This window comes from Rhabdaerophilum calidifontis (genome assembly GCF_008641065.1).
Classification (GTDB): Bacteria; Pseudomonadota; Alphaproteobacteria; order Rhizobiales; family Beijerinckiaceae; genus Rhabdaerophilum; species Rhabdaerophilum calidifontis.
Genome location: NZ_VTRS01000004.1, coordinates 76,646 through 96,246, shown reverse-complemented (window position 1 = coordinate 96,246; position 19,601 = coordinate 76,646). Strand labels below are relative to the sequence as shown.

The following is a 19,601-nucleotide window of genomic DNA, read 5'->3' as shown; positions in this document are numbered from 1 at the left end:
GCTCAGGCCGCCCGGCTGACGGAGACGTCGCAATTGTCGACATCGATATCGGCGATGAAGACCACCGGCACGTTGACCGGCTCGCAGAACAGATCGGCGGCGATCTCGAGCCGCACCGTCAGCGTCGGTTCGTCGACGCGCACGACATGATTGACCCGGATCGATGAGGCGATGAGCCGCGGTTCATAACGACGGATCGCCTCGGCGACGTCGCGCACGAGATGGCCGTCGCTCGCCTGGTCCGCGAAGCGCGAATTGAGGTCGCGGATGCCGAAATTGAGGATCGAGCGCCGAACGGCGTTGAATTCACCGAGGTCGACCGCGGATTCGAGGCTGATCGTATTGACGAGCGCGTTGAGGTCGCGCGCCACCTCGTCGCGGAGCGCCTGCTCGGTGATCGGGCTGCGCAGCACGTTCCGCGCCGGCGCCGGCTTCGGCGCATCACCCGGCTCGAAATCCGGCGAGGGCGTGGCCTTGCGGTAATGCCCCGCGGCATGGGCCGAGCGGAAGGCATAGATCAGCGGCGGCGACAGACGCTCCCTGGCGGTCTTCCTGATCATGACGCTCCCCGCCTGGCAATGTCCGGACCGGCCGTGCGCCGGCTCCGTTGAACGGCGCGGCAGGGAGCATGCCCCCCGCCGCTGGCGCTAAGCGGCTTATGTGAAGCCGACTTATTTCTTCTTGTTCTTGGCAACGTCCCACGCCACCTCGACCGGCGCGCCGCCCGAGCCATCGGCCTTCTGTGGCGTATAGACGACCTTGAAGGAGCCGATATTGATCGAGATGCTTTCGTTGACGAGATCGCTGCCGTTGGAACCGACGACCTGCACCGAGGAGATGAGGATATCCTCCATCTCGACGACGTAATAATCGAGCGGCTTGCCGCCGGCCTTGCGGCAGGTGATCTTGCCCTTCTTGATATGCTCGCCCAAGCAGCACTTGAGCATCAGCGTCGGCGAGACCTTGTCGGCCTGCTTCTGGATATGGATGTCCTGCACCGAGACCTTGCCGGCGCCGGCGCCGGTCGCGACATGGCTCGTGCCCGTCTGCGCCATGCCGAAACTCCAGGATTCGATGTCGATCGCGTTTTGCTTGATCGAGGATTCACCCTGAATGCCATCGATCTCGAGGAACATGTCTACGGCCATGGATACCTCCTGTGTTAGCCGTAATTCTTATCGCTGTTTTCGATCCCCGTTTCCGTGTGCGGACGCACAGGGATAATATTTTGTCGGCTATATTAGCCGGTCTTCGCCGGCAGGCGCGAGACGAGGCTCAGGCCGATATCCATGCCTTCAAGCTGGTAATGGGGCCTGAGCATGAATTTCGCGTAGTAATAGCCGGGATTTTCCTCGTTCTCGATGATTTCCACCGAAGCGGCAGCGAGCGGGCGGCGGGCCTTGGTCTCTTCGGTCGAGTTCAGCGGATCGCCGTCGACATAGAGATGGATCCAGTCGTTGAGCCAGCGCTGGAGTTCGGACTTGTTCTTGGTGGAGCCGATTTTGTCGCGCACCATGCATTTGAGGTAATGCGCGAAGCGCGACACCGCGAACATGTAGGGCAGCCGCGAGGAGAGATTGTCCGAGGCGGTCGCCTCGTCCGTCATCCGCTTCTTGGGCCGGTAGACCGATTGCGCGCCGATGAAGGCGGCCTTGTCGGAATTCTTGCGATGGATGAGCGGAATGAGGCCGGATTTCGCCAGTTCGGCCTCGCGACGGTCGGTGATCGCGATCTCGGTCGGGCATTTCAGATCGATGCCGCCGTCATCGGTGGGGAAGGTATGGACCGGCAGGTTGATCACCTCGCCGCCCGATTCGACGCCGCGGATGCGCGTCGTCCAGCCCCATTCCTTGTAGGCGCGGTTGATGTTCGCCGCCATCGCGTAGGCTGCGTTCATCCAGGCGTATTTCGTGCCGTCATGGCCGTCGGTTTCCTCCTCGAAGCCGAATTCCTCGACCGGGTCGGTCTTGGCGCCATAGGGCAGACGGGCGAGCACGCGCGGCAGGCAGAGGCCGAGATAGCGCGCATCCTCGCTGTCGCGCAGGCTCTTCCAGGCCGCGTAATCCGGCGTCTCGAAGATCACCGAGAGATCGCGCGGGTCCGAGAGTTGCGTCCAGCTGTCCATGCCCATCAGCGTCGGGCTGGCGGCGGCGAAGAGCGGGCAATGCGCGCTGGCAGCGATCTTGGTCAGGCTGCGCATGAGCTGGATGTCCATCGGCTCGTGCGAGAAGTAATAGTCGCAGACGAGCGCGCCGAACGGCTCGCCGCCGAGCTGGCCGAATTCCTGCTCGTAGACCTGCTTGAAGAGCGGGCTCTGGTCCCAGCGTGCGCCGGGATAGGTGCGCAGGTTGTTGTTGAGCTCGGTCTTGCCGACATTCATGAACTTGATCTTCAATGTCGCGTCGGTTTCGGAATTGAAGACTAGGTAATGCAGCCCGCGCCATGCGGATTCGAGCTGCTGGAATTCCGGCGCGTGCATGATCGCGTTCATCTGCGCGGAGAGTTTCTCGTCGAGCCGTGCGATCATCTCGTCGAGCGTCTCGAGCACGTCGCCCTTGACGAGCGACTGGTCGGCGAGTGCCTGGGTGACGAGGGTCGCGACCGCGTTCTCGACCTCGGTCGCGGCGCGGTCGTTGCGCGGCTTGAAGCTCTGCTTGAGTAGGGTGGCGAATTCCTCGACATCCCGTGTCTCGGCGGCGCCGGCGGCGTCTTTCTGCATTTCGGTGGCCATGATCGTCCCTTTCGGCAATGGCAGCGGGCGGGTCGGGCGGAGCTCAGCCGGCGCCGCCCTCGCCCTCGTCGGCTTTGGCGGCGCGGTCGCGCAGCGCCTGCATCAGATGCGGATCGGCGAGCAGCTCCTTGAGCTTGTTCTCGGCATTGACCTTGCCGTCCATGTAGCGCTGGAGGTTCTTGAGCTGTTCGCGCGCCTCCAGGAGCTTCGCCACCGCAGGGATCTGGCGCGCGACGACGGTCGGCTTGAAATCGTCCATCGACTTGAATTCGAGTTCGACGCCGAGCTTGCTGCCCTCCTCGCCGCCGAGCTTGTTCTCGACGCGGAAATTCAGCGCCGGCGCGATCGCCGCCATCCGCTTCTCGAAATTGTCCATGTCGATATCGAGGAACTTGCGTTGCGCGATCTCGGGCTTCTCGACCTTCGAGGCATTGCCGGAAAGATCCGCCAGAACGCCCATGATGAAGGGCAGCTCGACGAGCTTCTCGGCGTTGTACGGATCCTCGTAGGTGATATGGACGCGCGGCTTGCGGTTGCGCCGGATGAATTTCTGTCCGCTGTCGCTCATGGTTTCATTCCTTCTGTCTTGTCTTCGTGTCAGGCCGTCGTTTTTCAGGCGCCCGGCGCGCGGGTAGCCCGGTTCAATTGTCTTCGGGCGGGCGCAGATGCGCCGGGGGCAGCATCTCCTCGAGCACCGCGAGGAAATCGCGCCCCACGAGCGCGCTGGCCCGGTCGAGGAGCAGGGGAAGCGGGCTCGAGGGCTCACGGGCGCGGTAGAACCCCGCGACCTGGGTGATCAACTCGACCGCCTCCCGCTGCGTGGCAACCTGCGGCAGCCGGCGCGGACCCTCTGTGCGTTCCGGCACAGGACCGGGCGCCTTCATCGCCGCTTCGGCTGCATCCCCGGCTTCGGCGAAATCTGGCGCCTCCCCGGCCTCGTCCGCCGGGGATTCGACCTCGTCGGGCAATTCGCCGAGCCGTTCCATCGGGATCGCGAAGCCGCTGCCCCGCCCGATGCGGATCGTCGCGCTCGGGAAGGAATCCGGCATCAGCGTCCGCAGCGCCTCGATGAAGGAGACATCGGCAAGCTGGCGGCTCTGGCGGATCAGCAGCAGGGCCGGCGAGGACGGTTCCTTGCGGCGGAAATAGCCGGCGATCCGGTCGAGCGCCGCCCGTGCGGCCGCGTGGCTATCGATCGCGGGCGGAGGCTCGGCGATCGCCCCGTCCTGCCCGCTTACGCCTGCCGCGGGTTCCGGAATCGCGGCGGGGGTTCTGCGCACCAGCTCGCTGCCGAGCCAGGCGAGCTGGCCCTCGACCAGCGCGCGCAGATTGGGGAGCTGGAGTTCCTTGCCCGCGCCGAGCGCCGTGCCGAAGGCGCCGGCGATCCCGCCGAGCGCGGCGTGGATCCGCGTCAGGGCGGCATGGGCGCCGGCGATCTCCTCGTCCTCGGCGCGTTCGAGCGCGGCGGCGACGGTGCCGGCCGTGTAGCTGCTCTCGGTCTCGCGCGGCTGCGCCGCGCCGGTGGCGATGAGATGGCTGCGATAGGAGACCCGGCCGAGATTGCGCGATTCGAACAGCGGCACGGCCTGCAGCGGCATCACCGTATGCGGCCTGTCGTCGAGCGCCATCAGCACGCCGCGTCGGAACTCGATATCTCCCGCCGGATGCACGCGCTCCCAATGACGGGCGAGGAGCATCGCGATCGCCTCCATCACCCCGGCGAAATCCTCGAGCCGGCGGTCGAGGATCAGGAGCTTGGCGAGCAGAACGAGCACCCGCAGGTCGGCCGCGCGATCCAGCAGCGCGCCGGCGGCCGCGTATTCGGCCGCGAAATCGACCGCGCTGCGGTCGAACTCCGCGAAGGAGGCGGGCAGCACGCCCTCGACACGCGCGAGGAAGCCGAGATGGTCGTCATCCCCCGCGGCGTCGAGATCCGGGCCGCAATCCTCCTGGCGGGGAAGCGCCGTCGCGAGCTCGGAAAACCTGATCGTACTCATCTTCCGAGCCCTTCCGCGACCGGCGCGCGCTATTGCGCGAGACGGGTTTCGACCCGGCGATTGGTTGCGTCGAGCGGGTCGCCCGCGCGCGGCCGCGTACTGCCGAAGGCCTGCGGCAGCACGCGCTCGCGTTCGATGCCGCGCGATTCGAGATAGCGGACCACCGCCTCGGCCCGACGCCGCGACAGATCCATGTTGTGGCTGTCGGAGCCGCGGGCATCGGTGTGGCCCTCGACCGCGAAGGTCCGGCTCTTCAGGCGCGGATCGCGCAGGGCGGCGGCGAACTCGTCGAGATTGCGCCGGGCGGCGTCGGTCAGCCGGTCGGAATCGAGTCCGAACTGAATCATCAGGTCGAAGCTCGGCCGGTGGGTCTCGGCGATGCTCGGCGCCGCCGCGTTCTTGCGGCAATCGGCCTCGGTGCCGACGCAGACCGCGCGCTGGTCGCCGAGCCCGCGCGGCGTGCCGAGGGCCTCGCCGGAGAAGGTCTTGACGATATCATCGGCGGAATAGGCCGGCTTGCCCCTGGTCTGGGCGGCGGCCGGCACGGCGATCAGCGCGAGCGCCATCAAACAACATCTCACGCGGTTCATCTGGGCGCTCCTGGGATTGTTGTTTTGCGGGCGAGGATGACGCAATCCCCTTGGTGCGTCAACGAAAGGCACGTTTGCGGCGTGGTCGGTCGGCATCGTCGATCCTCCTTCTATCCACGAACGCGCGGCAGGCGGCCGGGCATCGGGCCGGCCCGGCCATGCGCGTAAATCCAGCCGCCCCGCGGGAGCTGTCGCCATGCGCCGCGAACGGTGCCGGGCGGATCGGCCGCGAGACGATCACGGCGCCATCCAATACCGAAACCGGCGTCCTGCCTGTGACAAACCACACTTCCGTCGCGGCCCGTTTGGGGGAATAGTCGGGTCCGTCGCGGCCGGCCCGGCGCGGCAGGATTTTCCGAGGAACGCCATGGCCCGCGCCCCCAAGCAAGACGACCGGCCCGCCCGGCTCGAGACACCCTTCGGCAAGGATGTTCTGAGCTTCCTGCGGCTCGACGCGCGCGAGGGGCTGAGCGATCTGTTCAACTTCTCGATCGAGGCCGTCAGCAGCGAGGCGGGGCTCGATTTCGACCGCGCGCTCGGCCGCAATTGCTGCGTCACCTATCGCACGCATGGGAGCGTCGAGCGGCATTTCAACGGCGTGCTGACCGGTGCGGAATGGCTCGGCAAGACCGAGGGGCTGCATCATTACCGGCTTCATCTCGAACCCTGGCTCGCTTTGCTGAACTATCAGCAGAATTGCCGGTTCTTCAAGGAGATGAATGTCATCGACATCCTCAAGCAGGTCTTTTCGGAAGGCGGGTTCTCGGATTACGTCTTCCGCACCAGCGAGAGCTACGATCCGATCGAGTATTGCGTGCAATATCGCGAGACCAACCTTCATTTCGTTCGCCGGCTTATGGAGCGTTACGGGATCTACTTCTTTTTCGAGCACAAGCAGGACAAGCACGACCTCGTACTTGCCGACGGGCGCTCCTCCCACCAGCCGCTGGCGGGGCTGCCGCGCGTGCCGATGCGGCATTCGCACGAGCGCAGCTTCCGGGAAGAGCAATATCTCGCCGGCTGGAAGCCCACGCGCCGCTTCGAGACCGGCAAGGTCAGCCTCAACGATTACGATTACCTCAAGCCCAACGCCCAGCTGCTTGCCGAGGCCGCGAAGCCCGGCGGCTATTCGCGCGCCTCGCTGGAGCATTACGATTATCACGCCGATTACACCGAGCGCGGTCTCGGCGAGAAATTCGCGAAGATCCAGGTCGAGGCCATGCAGAGCTTCGATTTCCGCCGGGAGGGCTGGGGCGATGCCCCCTCGATCGCCCCCGGCGGTCTTGTCGATGTGACCGATCTCGATGCCTCCGGCGAGAACGGGCAATATCTCATCGTCTCCTGCCAGCACGCCGTGCAGGGCGATGCCTATTCCTCGCGCGCTACCCTCGAGACCACGCCGGGCTACGAGGGCCGCTACCTGTTCCAGCCGGTGGATCGACCCTACCGCGCGCCGGCGCGCACGGTGAAGCCGCTTATCGCCGGGCTCCAGACGGCGAAGGTCGTCGGCAAGGAGGGCGAGGAGATCGATGTCGACGAGCATGGCCGCATCCTCGTCCAGTTCCACTGGGACCGGGACAAGAAGCCCTCGCGCCGCGTCCGCGTCGCGCAGAGCTGGGCCGGCAATGCCTGGGGCGGCATCGTCATTCCCCGCATCGGGATGGAGGTCGTCGTCGAGTTCGTCGAGGGTGATCCGGATTATCCGCTCGTCACCGGCACGGTCTATAACGGCAACAATGCGCCGCCCTTCGCATTGCCGGAGAACAAGACCATCTCGGGCGTGAAATCGCGCTCCTCGAAGAACGACAACGGCTATAACGAGCTGATCTTCGAGGACAAGACCGACCAGGAAAAGATCCGCATGCACGGCGAGAAGGATCTCGAGGTCAAGATCAAGAATTCCGCGGAATGGGAAATCGCGAGCGAATTCGCGGTGCCGCGCGGCAGGACCTCGCACAAGCGCGTCGTCAAGAAGGGCGACGACGAACTGACGGTCGAGACCGGCGATCAGAAGGTCAGGATCGGCGCGAGCCAGAGCGTCGATGTCACCGAACGCATCACCATCACCGCCGGGATGATGATCACGATCCAGTGCGGGCAGAGCAAGATCACCATGACGCCGGCCAGCATCGCGATCGATTCCCCGATGATCACGCTCAACGGCACGGCGACGATCTCCGCCAGCGCGCCGATGACGAGCATCACCGGTTCGGGCCTGCTCTCGCTGAGCGGCGCGCTCGTGAAGATCAATTGAGGTCCGCCATGGCCGCGCCCCCCCGTTCCGCCGATCTCATCCGCTTCGAGACCGCCGAAGCCGTGTTCGATGCTTTCCCGAAGCTCGGCGAGGCGATCGCCGCGCGGCCGGGCGCCGAGGCGCCGCTCGCCTTCATGGAACGGCTGGGCGCGGGGCCGGAGCCCTTCGACGCGATCCGCTTCGCCGCGCATATGCTCCCCCGCCGCGAGGCGGTGGGATGGCTCTGCGCCGCCCTGCGCGCGACGCCCGAGATCGATCTCGCGGCCGGAGACGCCGCGATCGAGGCGGCCGAGGCCTGGCTGCGCGAGCCCGGCGAGACGCGCCGCGTCACGGCGCTGAAGCTCGCGGAACGGCTCGACCCGCGGGCGCCTGCGACCTGGGCGGCCTTCGCCGCCGCCTGGTCGGGCGGCAATCTCTCCGTCGGCGATTATCCCGGCGCGCCCGCGCCGGCGGACCTCGCCGCGCAGGCCGTGACCGGCGGGCTTGCGATCGCGCTCGGCCGGGTTCCCGTCGCGAAATCTCGTGCTACGATCCAGGCATGGCTCGCCGCCTGCACCCGCATCGCCAGGAAAGGCGCCCCGTGAGATTGTCCGGGAGCGAGGATTTCCGGCCGTGATGTCGCTGCTGCTCAAGATCGAGAATATCGGCGCCCTGCCGGATGGCGGGCCGCTGAGCTATGTCCTGACCGGCCGGCGCGGCATCGATATCGGCCGCGACGCGCATCTCGATTGGGTCCTGCCCGATCCGTCGCGGGTGATTTCCGGCCGGCATTGCGAGATCCGCTATCGCGATGGCGGCTATTGGCTGCACGATGTCTCGGCCAACGGCACCTATCTCAACGGCGATGCCAACCGGCTCGCCGCGCCGCGCCGCCTGCGCACCGGGGATCGGCTGGAGATCGGCCATTACATCATCGCCGTTTCCGTCACGGGAGAGGCGGCGGAGGCCGCGCTTCCGGTGGAAGGGGATGCCTCGCCGCCGGCACCGGCTTCCGCCGATCTCTGGTCGGTGGGCGAGGAGGCCGCCCCTCCCGCCCCCGTGCCGCGCGAGCGCAGCTACCGCCCCGTGCATGCCGACGATTTCATCGACCGCGCGAGCGATATTCCGGCGCCGGCGCCGGATTGGCGGGGTGCCGATCCCTGGTCGGGCGCGGGCGATAGCGGCGCCGCCGGGGTGCCGGCCTTCGAGCGGCCGCGACCGCGCCACCAGGAGCCGCGGCCGGAAGCCGCGCCGCTCCCCGTGGCGGAGCCTGTGCCGGCTCCCGTGCCGGATTTCACATCCGCAGCCCTGCCGGTTTTGCCCGTGCCGGAGCCGGTCGAATCGTTGTCGCCTCCGGCAGCGGACGCCGCCGAATTCATCCGACGGTTCGAGATCGGCGCCGGCCTGCCGCCCGGTGCGCTGAAGGAGCGTGAACCCGGCGCGCTGGCCGAGGAATTGGGGCGCATGATGCTGGCGGCGACGGCCGAGTTGAAGGCTCTGATGCAGGCGCGCAGCGAATCCAAGAGCGCGATGCGCAGCGCGAGCCACACCACCGTGCAGGCGCTCGACAACAACCCGATTCCGTTCGCGCCGACCGCCGAGGATGCGCTGCGCATCATGCTCGGCCCGCGCGGCAAGTCCTATCTCGCCGGCGAGGCCGCGCTGCGGAAGACCTTCGAGGCGCTGAAGACGCATCAGCTCGACACGTTCGTCGCCATGCAGGCGGCGCTCGACGGGCTGATCAAGGAATTGGACCCGGCCGAGATCGAGGCGACGATCGAACCGGAGGGCAAGGTCGGCGCGCTGTTCGCGAGCCGCCGCGCCCGGCTCTGGGATCTCTACCGCAGCCGCTGGCAGGCGCTTGCCGCGAGCCATCCGGACGGGATTCGCGGGGTGTTTCTGAACCTCTTCACCGCCCGATACGACCGGACACCGCCGGGGCGCTGAGTGCGGCCCCGGCCGCGTTATCCATCGATCCGCAGATATTGGCGCAGAACCGTCACGCCCTCCCGCTCGGCGGCAAGCTCCGCCGCGAGATCGGCGAAGATGCGGCGCGCCGGCACGCGGCCGGGGATGGTCGCGGCTTTCGGCCGGCGCGGCGAGAGGATCGCGATCACCAGTTTCGGCTTGCGGCCGGCGGCGGCGGGTTCGGCATCGATGGTGACGAGGCTGTTCTGCCCGCCGGGATCGGGGCGGACGGATAACGGCCGCACCATCCCGTCATCCGTCACCATCAGGACCGTGACCGCCCGGAAGCCTGCGCCGCGGATCACCCCCGTCACCGCCTGTCCGGGCCGGAGGTTGAAGGTGTCGAGCACCAGCCCCGCCTCGGCATCGGGCTGCTGGAACCGCGCCAGGAATTCGATCGCCGGGCATTGCGCATCGCTCACGGCGCGAAACTGGATATCGGCCTCGTAGCCGAGCGAACGGGCGAAAGCCCGGTCGAACGCCTCGATATCCTTCACCTCGCTGCCGAACGCCTCGATATCGGCCTTGCGCGGCCCGGCCTTGCGCAGCGTGAGCAGGAAGCAGGACGCCGGCGGATAGCGCGCGACGAAATCCTCCGCCGTCATTGCGGCGGGGAGGCTGGTCGATGGTGCCGGCGCGGGATCGGGCGACGGGCCGGGCGGCTCCGGCACGGGCCGGGCCGGCACGGCGGGCTCTTTGACCTCCTGCGCGGCGATCGCCGGCAGCGGCGGAGGCTGGGATGGCTGCGTGGGCGTCACGGGAGGCTCCGCACGCGGTGGTTCGGAGGGGGGCGCCGCGGCGGGCTGAAGCCCCGGACGCGCCGCCGGTTCCGCGCTCTCGTCCGGCTCGGGATCGGGCGAGGCGGTTCCCTGCGGGCGTGCGGGGTCGCCCGCCGGCCGCAGCGCGGGCGTCGGGCCTTCCGGGCGCGGCAGCCCGCCGCTCGGCAGCGGCAGATAGGGGCCGTCCTCGAGATTCGCCGTCTGGACCGGCTTCGCGAGGAAGCCCGGCCAGACATAGAGCGCGGCCGGCACCGCTGCGGCGAGGAGCGCCGCCAGGGCCAGCCAGGCCATGCGCCTGCGCCCGCCGCCGCCCCCGGTTTCCGCCTGCCGTGCCGCCTCGATCGCGCGGAGCCGGCTGCGGGCGCGCGGCGCGAGCAGCGTCGGATCCGCGCCTCCGAAACCGCCCGCGGCCCCGCTCCCGCCCGGCCATGCCTGCAGTGCGAGCCGGCGCACCTCGGCCATGCTGCCCGGCCTGTCCTCGGGCAGCGGCTGGAGCATCTGCGACAGCAGCGGCCGCAACCCCGCCGCCACGCCGTCGAGCGGCGGCACCGCGCGGCGGCGCTCGATCGTCTCGGCATGGTTGGCGCCCATGTCGATCGCCTGCCCGGCGGAAGCCTCCGCGATCACGAGGCCGAGGCTGTAGATGTCCGACCGTTCGGTGACCTGGCCGCCATAGAGGCCCAGCTGTTCGGGCGAGACATAGGAATATTTGCCGGCAAATCCATCGCCGATCACCGTGGTGGCACCGAAGCGCGTCGATTTCGCGATCCCGAAATCGATGATCTTCGCGCGCGTCACGTCGCCCTCGGGCAGGATGATGTTGTCCGGCGAGACATCGCGATGGAAGATGCCGATCTGATGCGCGGCGCCGAGCCCCGCGGCGAGCCGGTCGAGCAGCGCGAAGCAATCCGCCTCCGGCAGGGCCCCGCGCCGGATGATCTCGGACAGCGGCTCGCCCTCGACGAATTCCATCGCGAGATAGGGCCTGCCGAGCCCGGGATCGATCGCCACCACGAAATAGCGGATGATCGCTTCGTGATGCAGGTGGTGGAGCGCCGAAGCCTCCTTGCGGAACAGCGCCAGCGCCGCTTCGTTCCGCACCATGTCGGCGCGGATGACCTTGATCGCCACCGGGTCGCCGGTCTCGATCAGATGGCCGCGATAGACCTCGCCCATGCCGCCGGTGGCGATCAGCCGGTCGATCTCGTAGGTGCCGTTGAGCTGGAGACCGGCCGGGAGGCTCCCGGCCGGCGCCGCAGCATGGCCGGCGGGGATGGCATCGTCACTCACGCGGCACCGCCCGCGGGATGATGTAGACGGTCTTCTCGCGCATGCCCGCCACCTCGCGGTGCCGGTTCTCCCGGCGCGCGCCGACGACGATGACGGTGACATTGTCGCTGGCGCCGCGCCGCAGGGTCGCCTCGATCAGCGCGTCCGCGGCGCCGTCGAGCGGGCGCCCCGCCACCACCGCGAGGATCTCGGAATCGTCGAGATGCGCCGTCAATCCGTCCGAGCACAGGATGAAGATGTCGCCATCCTCGATCCGCCCCTGCGCGAGTTCCAGGTCGAGCGGCTCCTCGACGCCGAGCGCGCGGGTGATGACGTTTCGGCGCGGCCAGTCCCGCGCCTCCTCATGCGTCAGCACGCCCTGCCGGACGAGTTCGCCGGCCTCGCTGTGGTCCTCCGAGATGCGGCGGATCTGCCGGCCGCGGATCTGGTAGAGGCGGCTGTCGCCGGCCCAGAGGCAGGCGAAGCCCTCGTCCCGGGCCGCGAGTGCCACCAGCGTCGTGCCGAGCGCGATGGAGCGCCGATGCGCGATGTCGAGCAGGCTCCGGTTCGCGATGCCGGCCTGACCGCGCACCGCGGCCACGATCCCGCGGAGATCGCGCCCCGGCGGCACCGCGGCCAGCGCCTCGACGAGCGTGCGGCTTGCAAGCCGCCCGTCATGCAGGCCGCCGACGCCGTCCGCCACCGCCCAGAGCCCGGCCTCCGGCTTCACGAGCAGATCGTCCTGGTTCTCCTCGCGCGCGAGGCCGACATGCGTCCCGGCGCTGGTCTCGAACCGCAGCCGGCTCTCGGGGATGGGGCTGGGTGAAATCATGATGCCTCCGCTCCCGCTTCGAACGCGCCGTTCAGCATGGTGGCGAAGAGCGGGCCGTCGGGCAAGCCTTCGACGGCGAGCATCCGCGCGGCGAAGCCGCCGCCGCCGAGCGTCCACCAGACGGAATGCCCCGCCCCGCTCCGTGCCGCGCGCCAGTCGGCCAGTGCCTCCGCCGCATCGGCGAAACGCGCATCCGTGCCCTCGCCGAGCGCCGCGGAGACATAGACGCCGCGCCGCTCGGCAGCGGGCGCGGGTTCCAGGGGCGGTGCCAACCCGTCAAGCGCGGCGCGCAGATCCTCGTAGCGGGCTTCGGGCGCGAGCGCGGCGAGCGCGAGATCCTCCAGCGCCACTAGGAAGGGGGCCTCGAGCAGCGCCGCGACCGGCGGGAAACCGTGTCCCTCCGGCGCCACGGCGAGAAGCGTCAGCGGGAAATAGCGCCCGACCCCGTCGACGCTCGGCATCAGCACGCCGAGTGCCGCGCGGCCCAGCACGCGCGAGCCGCACCAGAAACGCCAGATCGGCGCTCTCAGGAAGGCCGCGACCCAGGCCCTGTCGATCAGCACGCGGCTCTGCGCCATTTCGCGCTGGAGCCAGCTCTCCCAGGGGCCGAGCACGCTTTGCGGGATACCGGCGGCGACGAAATCGCGCCGCGCCGGCACCTTGCCGAACAGCCCGCAGGCTCCTCCCGGCTGGCCCATGGCCGTGCTCACGGCGCGCCGGGGCAGCGGAAATTGCGCAGCAGCGGCGAGGTCAGCGGGTTCTCGCCGGCCGGAACGTTGATCGCGTAGGCGACCTCCTGCCCGCCGACGCCGAACCGCGCCATCACCGTTTCGCCAGCCTTCTGGACATTGGCGCCGTCGAGCAGACGGAACAGGCCCCAGGGACCGTCTTTCTGCTGGGTCGCGACGCGGCCGGTGGCATCCTGGAGGACGATCGCCGCGCGCTGGAGGCCGGCCGGGCCGGGCCATTGCATCTGCGTCGGCGCGACCGGCGCCTTGGGCGCGGCCGGCTGCGGCGCGCCGAACAGCCCGTCGAGCGGCCCGCGCGGCGCCGTGACCTCCGGCGCGTCGGTCGTGGCGATGGCGCCGTTGATCTCGAGCCGCGCCTGCTGCGCGCCCGGCGGCATCGTCATGTTGCGGGCAACGAAGCCGAAGCCCGCCGCGCCGGTGCGCAGATATGTCTCGCGGATCGCCGCCGCGCGCTGGAAATCGCGGATGAGCGCCGGCGGCAATTGCCGCCCCACCGGGCTTGTCGGGTTCCAGACCCATTCGCGCCGGGTCGTGTCGGCGAAGCTCGCGAGATTGACCTGGAAGAACCGGTCGATGATGCCGTTGGTGGCGAAGAGCCGCTCGAAATCGGGGATGGAGATCTCGGCGCCGGCGCCGCGCGTGAACGGATACTTGTTCTGGGTCGCGACGCGGCAGGGCTCCGTCACCTGCTCGGCGAGCGCGCGCTGGAGCCGGGCGATGGTCGAGCCGGTCGCGTCCTGGTCGAAGGCGTTCGCCGCCGTCTGGAGCATGGTCGCGAAGGGCGGCGGCAGGCGGGTCGAATTGCCGTTGAGCGATTGCAGATGGACGCGGAACATCTGCTGCGCGCCCGCGGCCTGGGCGGGATCCTGCATCGCCATCAGGCTCTGGTGGATATCCGACAGGTTCTTGATCACATCGTCGATGATGCGCTTGCCGCCCTGCGCCTCGACGACGACATGCATCGGCCGGAAGGCGGCCTCGATCTCGGCGCCGGGAACGGTTCCCGCCGGCAGGCTGAGCTTCGGCGGCTGCGCTGCGGCGGCGGGCGCCTGCCCCGCCGGCTTCGGCCGCTCACGGGTCAGCTGGGTCTCGGCGCGGATCGATTCGAAGAGCGCGATCAGCGGCGAGGTGGCGCGCGCGGCGGCGTCGAGCGCCACGTAGCGCGGACGGTCGGCGGTCAGCGCCTTGATCCTGAGCCGGCGCAGGCCGGTCTCCCAGGCCTTGACGAATTCCTGATTGTAGCGGCGGAGCAGCCCTTGCTCGAATTCGTCGAACTGCTTCTGGAGCGCGAGCTGGTCGGCCACGGCGCCCATCAGCCGGCGATCCTTCTCGACGATTCCCCGCACCTCGGTCATCCGCCCGAGGAAGATCTCGTGAAACCCGTCATAGGTGAATAGGAAGGGCACGCGCACGGCTTCGAGCCCCTCGCCGCCCTGCGCCTCGAAGACCCGTTCGACATCCTGCCCGCCGCGGGTTCTGGCGATCCAGTCGCGATGCGCCTGTCGGGCGCCGAACCCGCGCATCAGCTCGAAGCCGCGCTCGACAACCCCGAGCTGGCCGAGCGCCTTCTGCGTTTCCTGAATGAGGTTCTCGTCGAGCACGATGGCGCGCTCGGCCTCCGGCGGGTCGAAGGCGAGCAGGGCGGCGAGATGCTCGCCGAGCACGCGTCGCCCATCGGCGTTCGCGGCGCCGCGGAACTGGTTCTGCTCCCAATCCTCGGTCAGGAAGGCGGTGACCTTCTCCCTGTCCATCGCCTCGCGGCCGCCGAGCATCAGATAGACGGGCAGGGCCTGGAAGGCATAGCCGGCATCGTCCTGGCGGGCGCGCAGCTCGCTCTCGATCCGGTAGAGCAGCCGCGGCCGGAAATGGCGCTCCAGAGCCGCCTGATAGGCGCTCTCGGCGGCGGAATTGAGCCGCGCGCGCTGGCTGAGCCCGAAGGTCTCGCCGAGCGGCACCGGCATCTCGCGCTCGGCATGGCCGGCCGGCAGGGTGCGGATATGGTGGAGATGGCGCAGCGGCCGGCTGAGGTCGCCGTCGGCGATGATCGATTCGGTCGAAACATCCTCGCCGATCTGCTTGTAGCGCGTCGCGGCCTGGAAGGCCTGCTCGATCAGCCCGGAATTGTTGCGGTAGCTGATCCACCACGCGGCCAGCGCACCGAGGGTGAGGGTTCCGAGCACGCCATAGGCGGCGAGGCGCATGACGGCGTTGCGGCGCACGGCGGCGCGGTTGGTCGAGACCCAGCCGGCCTCGCCGACGATGACGCGCGTGATCAGGTCGGTGAGGAAATAGCTCTTGCCGATGCCGGAATAGCTCGCCGCCGCCGCTTCCTCGGCGCCGAAGGAGCGCGAGAGCGCGCCGATCAGCCGGTCGATCGGCGAGCCCTTCTGGGTGCCGGAGGTGAAGTAGAAGCCGCGCAAGGTCGCGTTGGCATGGTAGCGCGTCGGCTCGAAGACGCGGCCGAGGAAATCGACGATCGCCGCCCTGCTCGCCGCCATCTGGCTCGGAAAGCCGAGGATCTGCACCTTGGAGGCGGGGTTCGGCTCGTCCTGCAGGTGATCGATCAGGTCGAGATTGAGCCGTTCGATCAGGAGGTCGAATTCCGTTCCGGCCCGGTCGACATGGTTCTCGGTCTTGTCGTCGGTCTGGAAGGTCGCCCCCCACACTGCCCGGCGGCCCTGCTCGTTCAGGTGACCGAAGAATTCGTTGAACCCGGCGACGAGGTCGGCCTTGGTGAAGAGGACATAGACCGGGAAATCGATCTTGAGCTCGTCGTGCAGCTCGATGAGCCGCGCGCGGCAGGCCTCGGCATGGAGATTGGCCAGTTCCGGCCCGCCGGCGATCAGATCCTCGAGGCTGATGCAGAGCAGCACGCCGTTGATCGGCTGGCGCGGCCGGTTCTCGCGCAGCAATTCGAGGAAGGCACGCCAGCTTTTCTGGTCGGCCTTCGCGTCGGAATCCTGCGTCGTGTAGCGGCCGGCGGTATCGAGAAGCACCGCCTCGTCCGTGAACCACCAATCGCAATAGCGCGTGCCGCCGACGCCGGCGATCGCCGCCGGCGAGAGCCCGCGCGCGAGCGGGAATTTCAGCCCGGCATTGACGAGCGCGGTGGTCTTGCCGGCCCCGGGCGGCCCGATGATGACATACCAGGGCAGGTCGTAGAGGTAATCGCCCTTCGTGCCGCTCGACTTGCGCAAGGTGGCGAGCGCATCCTTCATCTTGTCGGCGAGCACCGCGGCATCGCCGGGATTGGCCTCCTCGCCGCCTGCCTCGCCTTCGAGGCTGCGGGCGAGCCGCACCTGCGCCTTGCGGCGGCTGAGCCAGGCGAGAGCGAGCCCCGCCAGCACCACGGCGAACAGGATCCCGATCAGCAGCAGCCGTAGCCAGACCGCGTCGAACGGATGGCTTTCGCCGATCGCGACCAGCGGCCCGACGAACCAGATGACGAGCGCGAGGGCGAGCGCACCGATCAGCGAGGAAATCGCGATGAGCAGCAGGCGGGCGGTCACGGGGCTTCTCCCGGCTTTGAGATCGCGGGGGCGGGGTTCGGGGTCATCGCCGCCTCACGGACAGGTCTGGAACGCGTCGTCGCGCGGAATGATCAGCTCGACGCGCCGGTTGCGGGCCCGCGCCTCGGCGGTGTTGGCATCGTCGAGCGGCTGGTCGGCGCCCTTGCCCTCGACCGAGACCCGGGCGGGATCGGAAAGCGCGGGCCGGATCAGCGCCGCCACGGCCTGCGCACGGGCGACCGAGAGGTGCCAGTTCGAGGGGAAGCGCGCCGAGGCGATCGGGGTGTTGTCGGAATGGCCGATGATGCGCAGCGGCCCCTTGTGCTTGTCGAGGATCGTCCCCATCCGCGTCGCCACCGGCCTGAAGCTCTCCAGCACATCCGCCCGGCCGGAGGCGAAGGAGGCGAAGGCGCCGACGCGCAGGATCACCGAGCTGGGGGTCTCGACGGCGGTGATGCGCCCGGCCTCGATCTCGGCCGCGAGCGCGGTCTTGATGCAGTTGATCTGCGAGGAGGGCGGCGGCGGCGGGGGCGGGGGCACCGGTTCGCGCCGCGCCAGGGCCACGCGGTCGGTGGGGATCAGCCGGCGCACCTCGCCGGCCACGCTGTCCGAGGCGCCGCCGAGCAGCAGCCGGAAGGTGATGTAGATGCCGGCGAGGACGACGCCCGCCACCGCCGCGACGGACCAGAACGGCACGCGCAGCCGCGCGGCCGGCGGCGGAATGTCCTGCCCCTGCCAATGCGGCGAAAGATCGAGCGTCGTGCGCGGCCGGACGCGGCGCAGCGTCTCGTAGAGGTTGCGCTGGATGGATTGCAGCGCCGCCGCGCCGCCGCCGGCCGTGCGGTGGATGCCCTGGAACCCGATCGAGAGGCAGACATACATCAGTTCGAGCAGGTCAACATTCGCATGCGGATCGGCCTTCGCGCGGTCGAGCAGTTCGAAGAAGCGCACGCCGCCCACGCGTTCGCCGAAGAAGCGCGAGAGCATCGAATATTGCGTCCAGATCTGCCGGTCCTCGGAGGGGATGTTCTGGACGATGTCATCGGCGGTCGCCGCCAGCGCATAGGTCGCATCTCGCGCGGTCTCGGCGCCGACGCCCTCGGCGCGCACGCTCTTCTCGAACGCCTCGATCGCGCTCGCGACCTGGTCCATCAGGTCGGCGAAGCGGGCATGCATCAGCGAGGCACGCAGCCGGCCGAGCAGCAGCAGGATCGGCCCCGCGGCCTCGACGAGAAGGTTCTCGTTGGGCGCGACCGGCACGTCGCGTTTGAGGATCATCGCCTGCCCCGGCTGGCGGGGGGCGGGATGGAGCGGCGGCGGCGATGCGGGCGCCGGCCGCGGCGCGGAATCGAAGGAGCCCGCCCAATCCACCGCGCCGCTCTCGCGTCCGGCCGGCGGGCCGGCGGCCGGCTGGGGGGACGATGCGCCCGGCTGCGGCGGGAGCGCCGCCCGACGCCCGCCGGGATTGGGCTGGATGATCGTGCGCTCGGGCGGGCCGGGCGGGGGCTTGCGGTCCGTCATGGCCGGTCTCCGAGGATCGCCCAGAATTCGAGTTCGAGATCGGGCCAGAGCCCGGAGAAATGGAAGCCGACCGCGCTCGCGGTGGAGAATTCCGGCCAAAGCGGCGAGGTGCGGTCGAGCAGGAAATAGACATGGTCGGCCATCACCCGCAGCTGCGGCGGCGGTGTCGGCATGTGGATCAGCGGCACGCCCGGCAGATGCGCGTGCACGATGTCGTTCATCTTGGTGTTCGGGCCGACCTTGAAGAGCTGCGGGAACTGCGCCTGGATCTCGGTCAGGGGCCGACGGGCGGAGACTTCGAGCACGAAATTGGCGTTGCGGAACAGCGAGCGATCCTTGATCGTCGAGATGAAGGCGTTTTCCGCCCGCTCGATCATGTCCAGCCGGATGGCGCGGCGCCCGTAGCGGATCGACAGGAATTCCTGGATATCGTCGATCAGCGGCCGGAAGGTGCCTTCGAGATCGTCATGGTCATAGGCGGGATAATCCTTGGCGAGTCGTCCGGCGGTCGCGAAGGTCGCGAGTTCCCCCGCGAGCCGCAACAGCTCGACATAGAGCCGCTCCGGGTGAGTATAGCGCGAGGCGCGCATATGCTTGAGGCCGTTGATATGCCGGTTCAGCACCTGCAGCACCAGGTAATCGACCGTCTGGAGCCCGCCGCCAGCAGAAGGGTCGGCGGCGTAGCGCGCAAGCTCTTCGAGCTTGTTCGTCATCCACCCGGTCACGCGGTCGATCCAGCCGTCGACATTGGGATGCGACTGGCAGGTGAGCACCGGCGGCACGTAGCGGTCGTCGAAGACGATCGCCTTGTCCTTGAGTTCGAGGATGCGGGCGATGCCCAGATTGACATGGCCGGGCCGCGGCGTCTTGCGCAGGTCGAAGGCCAGCCGGGGGAAGGCGATATCGATTTCCTCCTCGACGCGGACATTCGAATTCGAATCGATGATCGTCTCGCTGGCAGCGACGAAGCGCGAGCCGCTCTCGGCGCGGGCATCGTCGATCTCGCGGGTATTGGGCGCAATCGCCGGCAGGGTGAGCCAGACCATGTGTTTCGCCGCGTTGGCGGGAATGTCGATCGGCGCCGGCAGCGGGCCGTCGGCCGGCAGATCGAAGGGCGTGCCGTCCGGCATGATGCCGCGCGCGGTGCGCAGCGCGAATTTGGATTGCTGTGCGAGATCGCGGTCGATCTCGAGCGTCACGAAACCCCAGGGATAGGGCGTGACATGGCTCGTCCGGGTCTCGACGAGCCGCTCATGGTACCGATCCGACTGCTGGAGATGGTGCGGCCGGAGGAACAGACCTTCCGACCAGGCAACTTTTCCGAACCACGACATCGTTCACGCCCGCCATTCTGCCCAGACCTGCCGCGCCGGCCGCCGGGCCGCCGCGTCTGCCCATGGAACATGCCCAAACCACCCGCCAA

Annotated in this window: 15 protein-coding genes; 3 read left to right on the top strand and 12 right to left on the bottom strand. The window is 68.7% G+C overall.

The genetic code is table 11. The features are described from left to right. Positions 1 to 2 precede the first annotated feature (2 nt). From tssE to FWJ24_RS08590, 6 genes are all read right to left on the bottom strand, one after another. On the bottom strand, positions 3 to 560 hold the full coding sequence (tssE, locus tag FWJ24_RS08615; protein WP_150287410.1) for a type VI secretion system baseplate subunit TssE: 558 nt from the start codon (positions 558 to 560) through the stop codon (positions 3 to 5). Between the two features lie 111 nt (positions 561 to 671). Next, positions 672 to 1,148: an Hcp family type VI secretion system effector gene (locus FWJ24_RS08610; RefSeq protein ID WP_150287409.1), complete on the bottom strand. Its 477-nt coding sequence runs from the start codon at positions 1,146 to 1,148 to the stop codon at positions 672 to 674. Positions 1,149 to 1,240: 92 nt separating this feature from the next. Then, on the bottom strand, positions 1,241 to 2,731 hold the full coding sequence (gene tssC, locus FWJ24_RS08605; protein ID WP_150287408.1) for a type VI secretion system contractile sheath large subunit: 1,491 nt from the start codon (positions 2,729 to 2,731) through the stop codon (positions 1,241 to 1,243). 43 nt (positions 2,732 to 2,774) lie between these two features. Continuing rightward, on the bottom strand, positions 2,775 to 3,299 hold the full coding sequence (gene tssB, locus FWJ24_RS08600) for a type VI secretion system contractile sheath small subunit (protein ID WP_150287407.1): 525 nt from the start codon (positions 3,297 to 3,299) through the stop codon (positions 2,775 to 2,777). 73 nt (positions 3,300 to 3,372) lie between these two features. Further along, entirely contained in the window at positions 3,373 to 4,728 is a 1,356-nt protein-coding gene (locus FWJ24_RS08595; RefSeq protein ID WP_150287406.1) for a type VI secretion system ImpA family N-terminal domain-containing protein, read from the bottom strand. A 29-nt stretch (positions 4,729 to 4,757) separates the two neighbouring features. Beyond that, positions 4,758 to 5,318 (bottom strand): OmpA family protein, encoded by a 561-nt coding sequence (locus FWJ24_RS08590; protein WP_150287405.1) that lies wholly within the window; start codon positions 5,316 to 5,318, stop codon positions 4,758 to 4,760. Positions 5,319 to 5,685: 367 nt separating this feature from the next. On the opposite strand from FWJ24_RS08590, the gene FWJ24_RS08585 reads away from it, so the two are divergent. From FWJ24_RS08585 to tagH, 3 genes are read left to right on the top strand one after another with little or no spacing between them, the layout of a single operon-like run. Further along, positions 5,686 to 7,572 (top strand): type VI secretion system Vgr family protein, encoded by a 1,887-nt coding sequence (locus FWJ24_RS08585; protein ID WP_150287404.1) that lies wholly within the window; start codon positions 5,686 to 5,688, stop codon positions 7,570 to 7,572. Between the two features lie 8 nt (positions 7,573 to 7,580). Then, positions 7,581 to 8,156 (top strand): DUF6931 family protein, encoded by a 576-nt coding sequence (locus tag FWJ24_RS08580; RefSeq protein WP_150287403.1) that lies wholly within the window; start codon positions 7,581 to 7,583, stop codon positions 8,154 to 8,156. 31 nt (positions 8,157 to 8,187) lie between these two features. Next, positions 8,188 to 9,498, top strand: a complete 1,311-nt coding sequence (gene tagH / locus FWJ24_RS08575; protein WP_150287402.1) for a type VI secretion system-associated FHA domain protein TagH — start codon at positions 8,188 to 8,190, stop codon at positions 9,496 to 9,498. A gap of 17 nt (positions 9,499 to 9,515) precedes the next feature. Here the strand turns inward: tagH and FWJ24_RS08570 are convergent, their stop codons facing one another. From FWJ24_RS08570 to tssK, 6 genes are read right to left on the bottom strand one after another with little or no spacing between them, the layout of a single operon-like run. Further along, a complete protein-coding gene (locus FWJ24_RS08570; RefSeq protein WP_246155620.1) occupies positions 9,516 to 11,588 on the bottom strand; it encodes a serine/threonine-protein kinase in 2,073 nt (690 codons plus the stop codon). Beyond that, a complete protein-coding gene (locus FWJ24_RS08565) occupies positions 11,581 to 12,399 on the bottom strand; it encodes a PP2C family protein-serine/threonine phosphatase (protein ID WP_150287400.1) in 819 nt (272 codons plus the stop codon). The genes FWJ24_RS08570 and FWJ24_RS08565 overlap by 8 nt, the downstream gene beginning before the upstream one ends. Further along, complete coding sequence (gene tagF / locus FWJ24_RS08560) at positions 12,396 to 13,109, bottom strand: type VI secretion system-associated protein TagF (RefSeq protein ID WP_150287399.1); 714 nt, start codon at positions 13,107 to 13,109, stop codon at positions 12,396 to 12,398. Before tagF ends, FWJ24_RS08565 begins: the two co-directional genes overlap by 4 nt. Then, positions 13,106 to 16,657: a type VI secretion system membrane subunit TssM gene (tssM, locus tag FWJ24_RS08555; RefSeq protein WP_246155619.1), complete on the bottom strand. Its 3,552-nt coding sequence runs from the start codon at positions 16,655 to 16,657 to the stop codon at positions 13,106 to 13,108. Before tssM ends, tagF begins: the two co-directional genes overlap by 4 nt. Positions 16,658 to 16,711: 54 nt before the next feature. Continuing rightward, on the bottom strand, positions 16,712 to 18,178 hold the full coding sequence (gene icmH, locus FWJ24_RS08550; protein ID WP_150287398.1) for a type IVB secretion system protein IcmH/DotU: 1,467 nt from the start codon (positions 18,176 to 18,178) through the stop codon (positions 16,712 to 16,714). Next, positions 18,175 to 19,512: a type VI secretion system baseplate subunit TssK gene (gene tssK, locus FWJ24_RS08545; RefSeq protein ID WP_150287397.1), complete on the bottom strand. Its 1,338-nt coding sequence runs from the start codon at positions 19,510 to 19,512 to the stop codon at positions 18,175 to 18,177. Before tssK ends, icmH begins: the two co-directional genes overlap by 4 nt. Between the last annotated feature and the right edge of the window lie 89 nt (positions 19,513 to 19,601).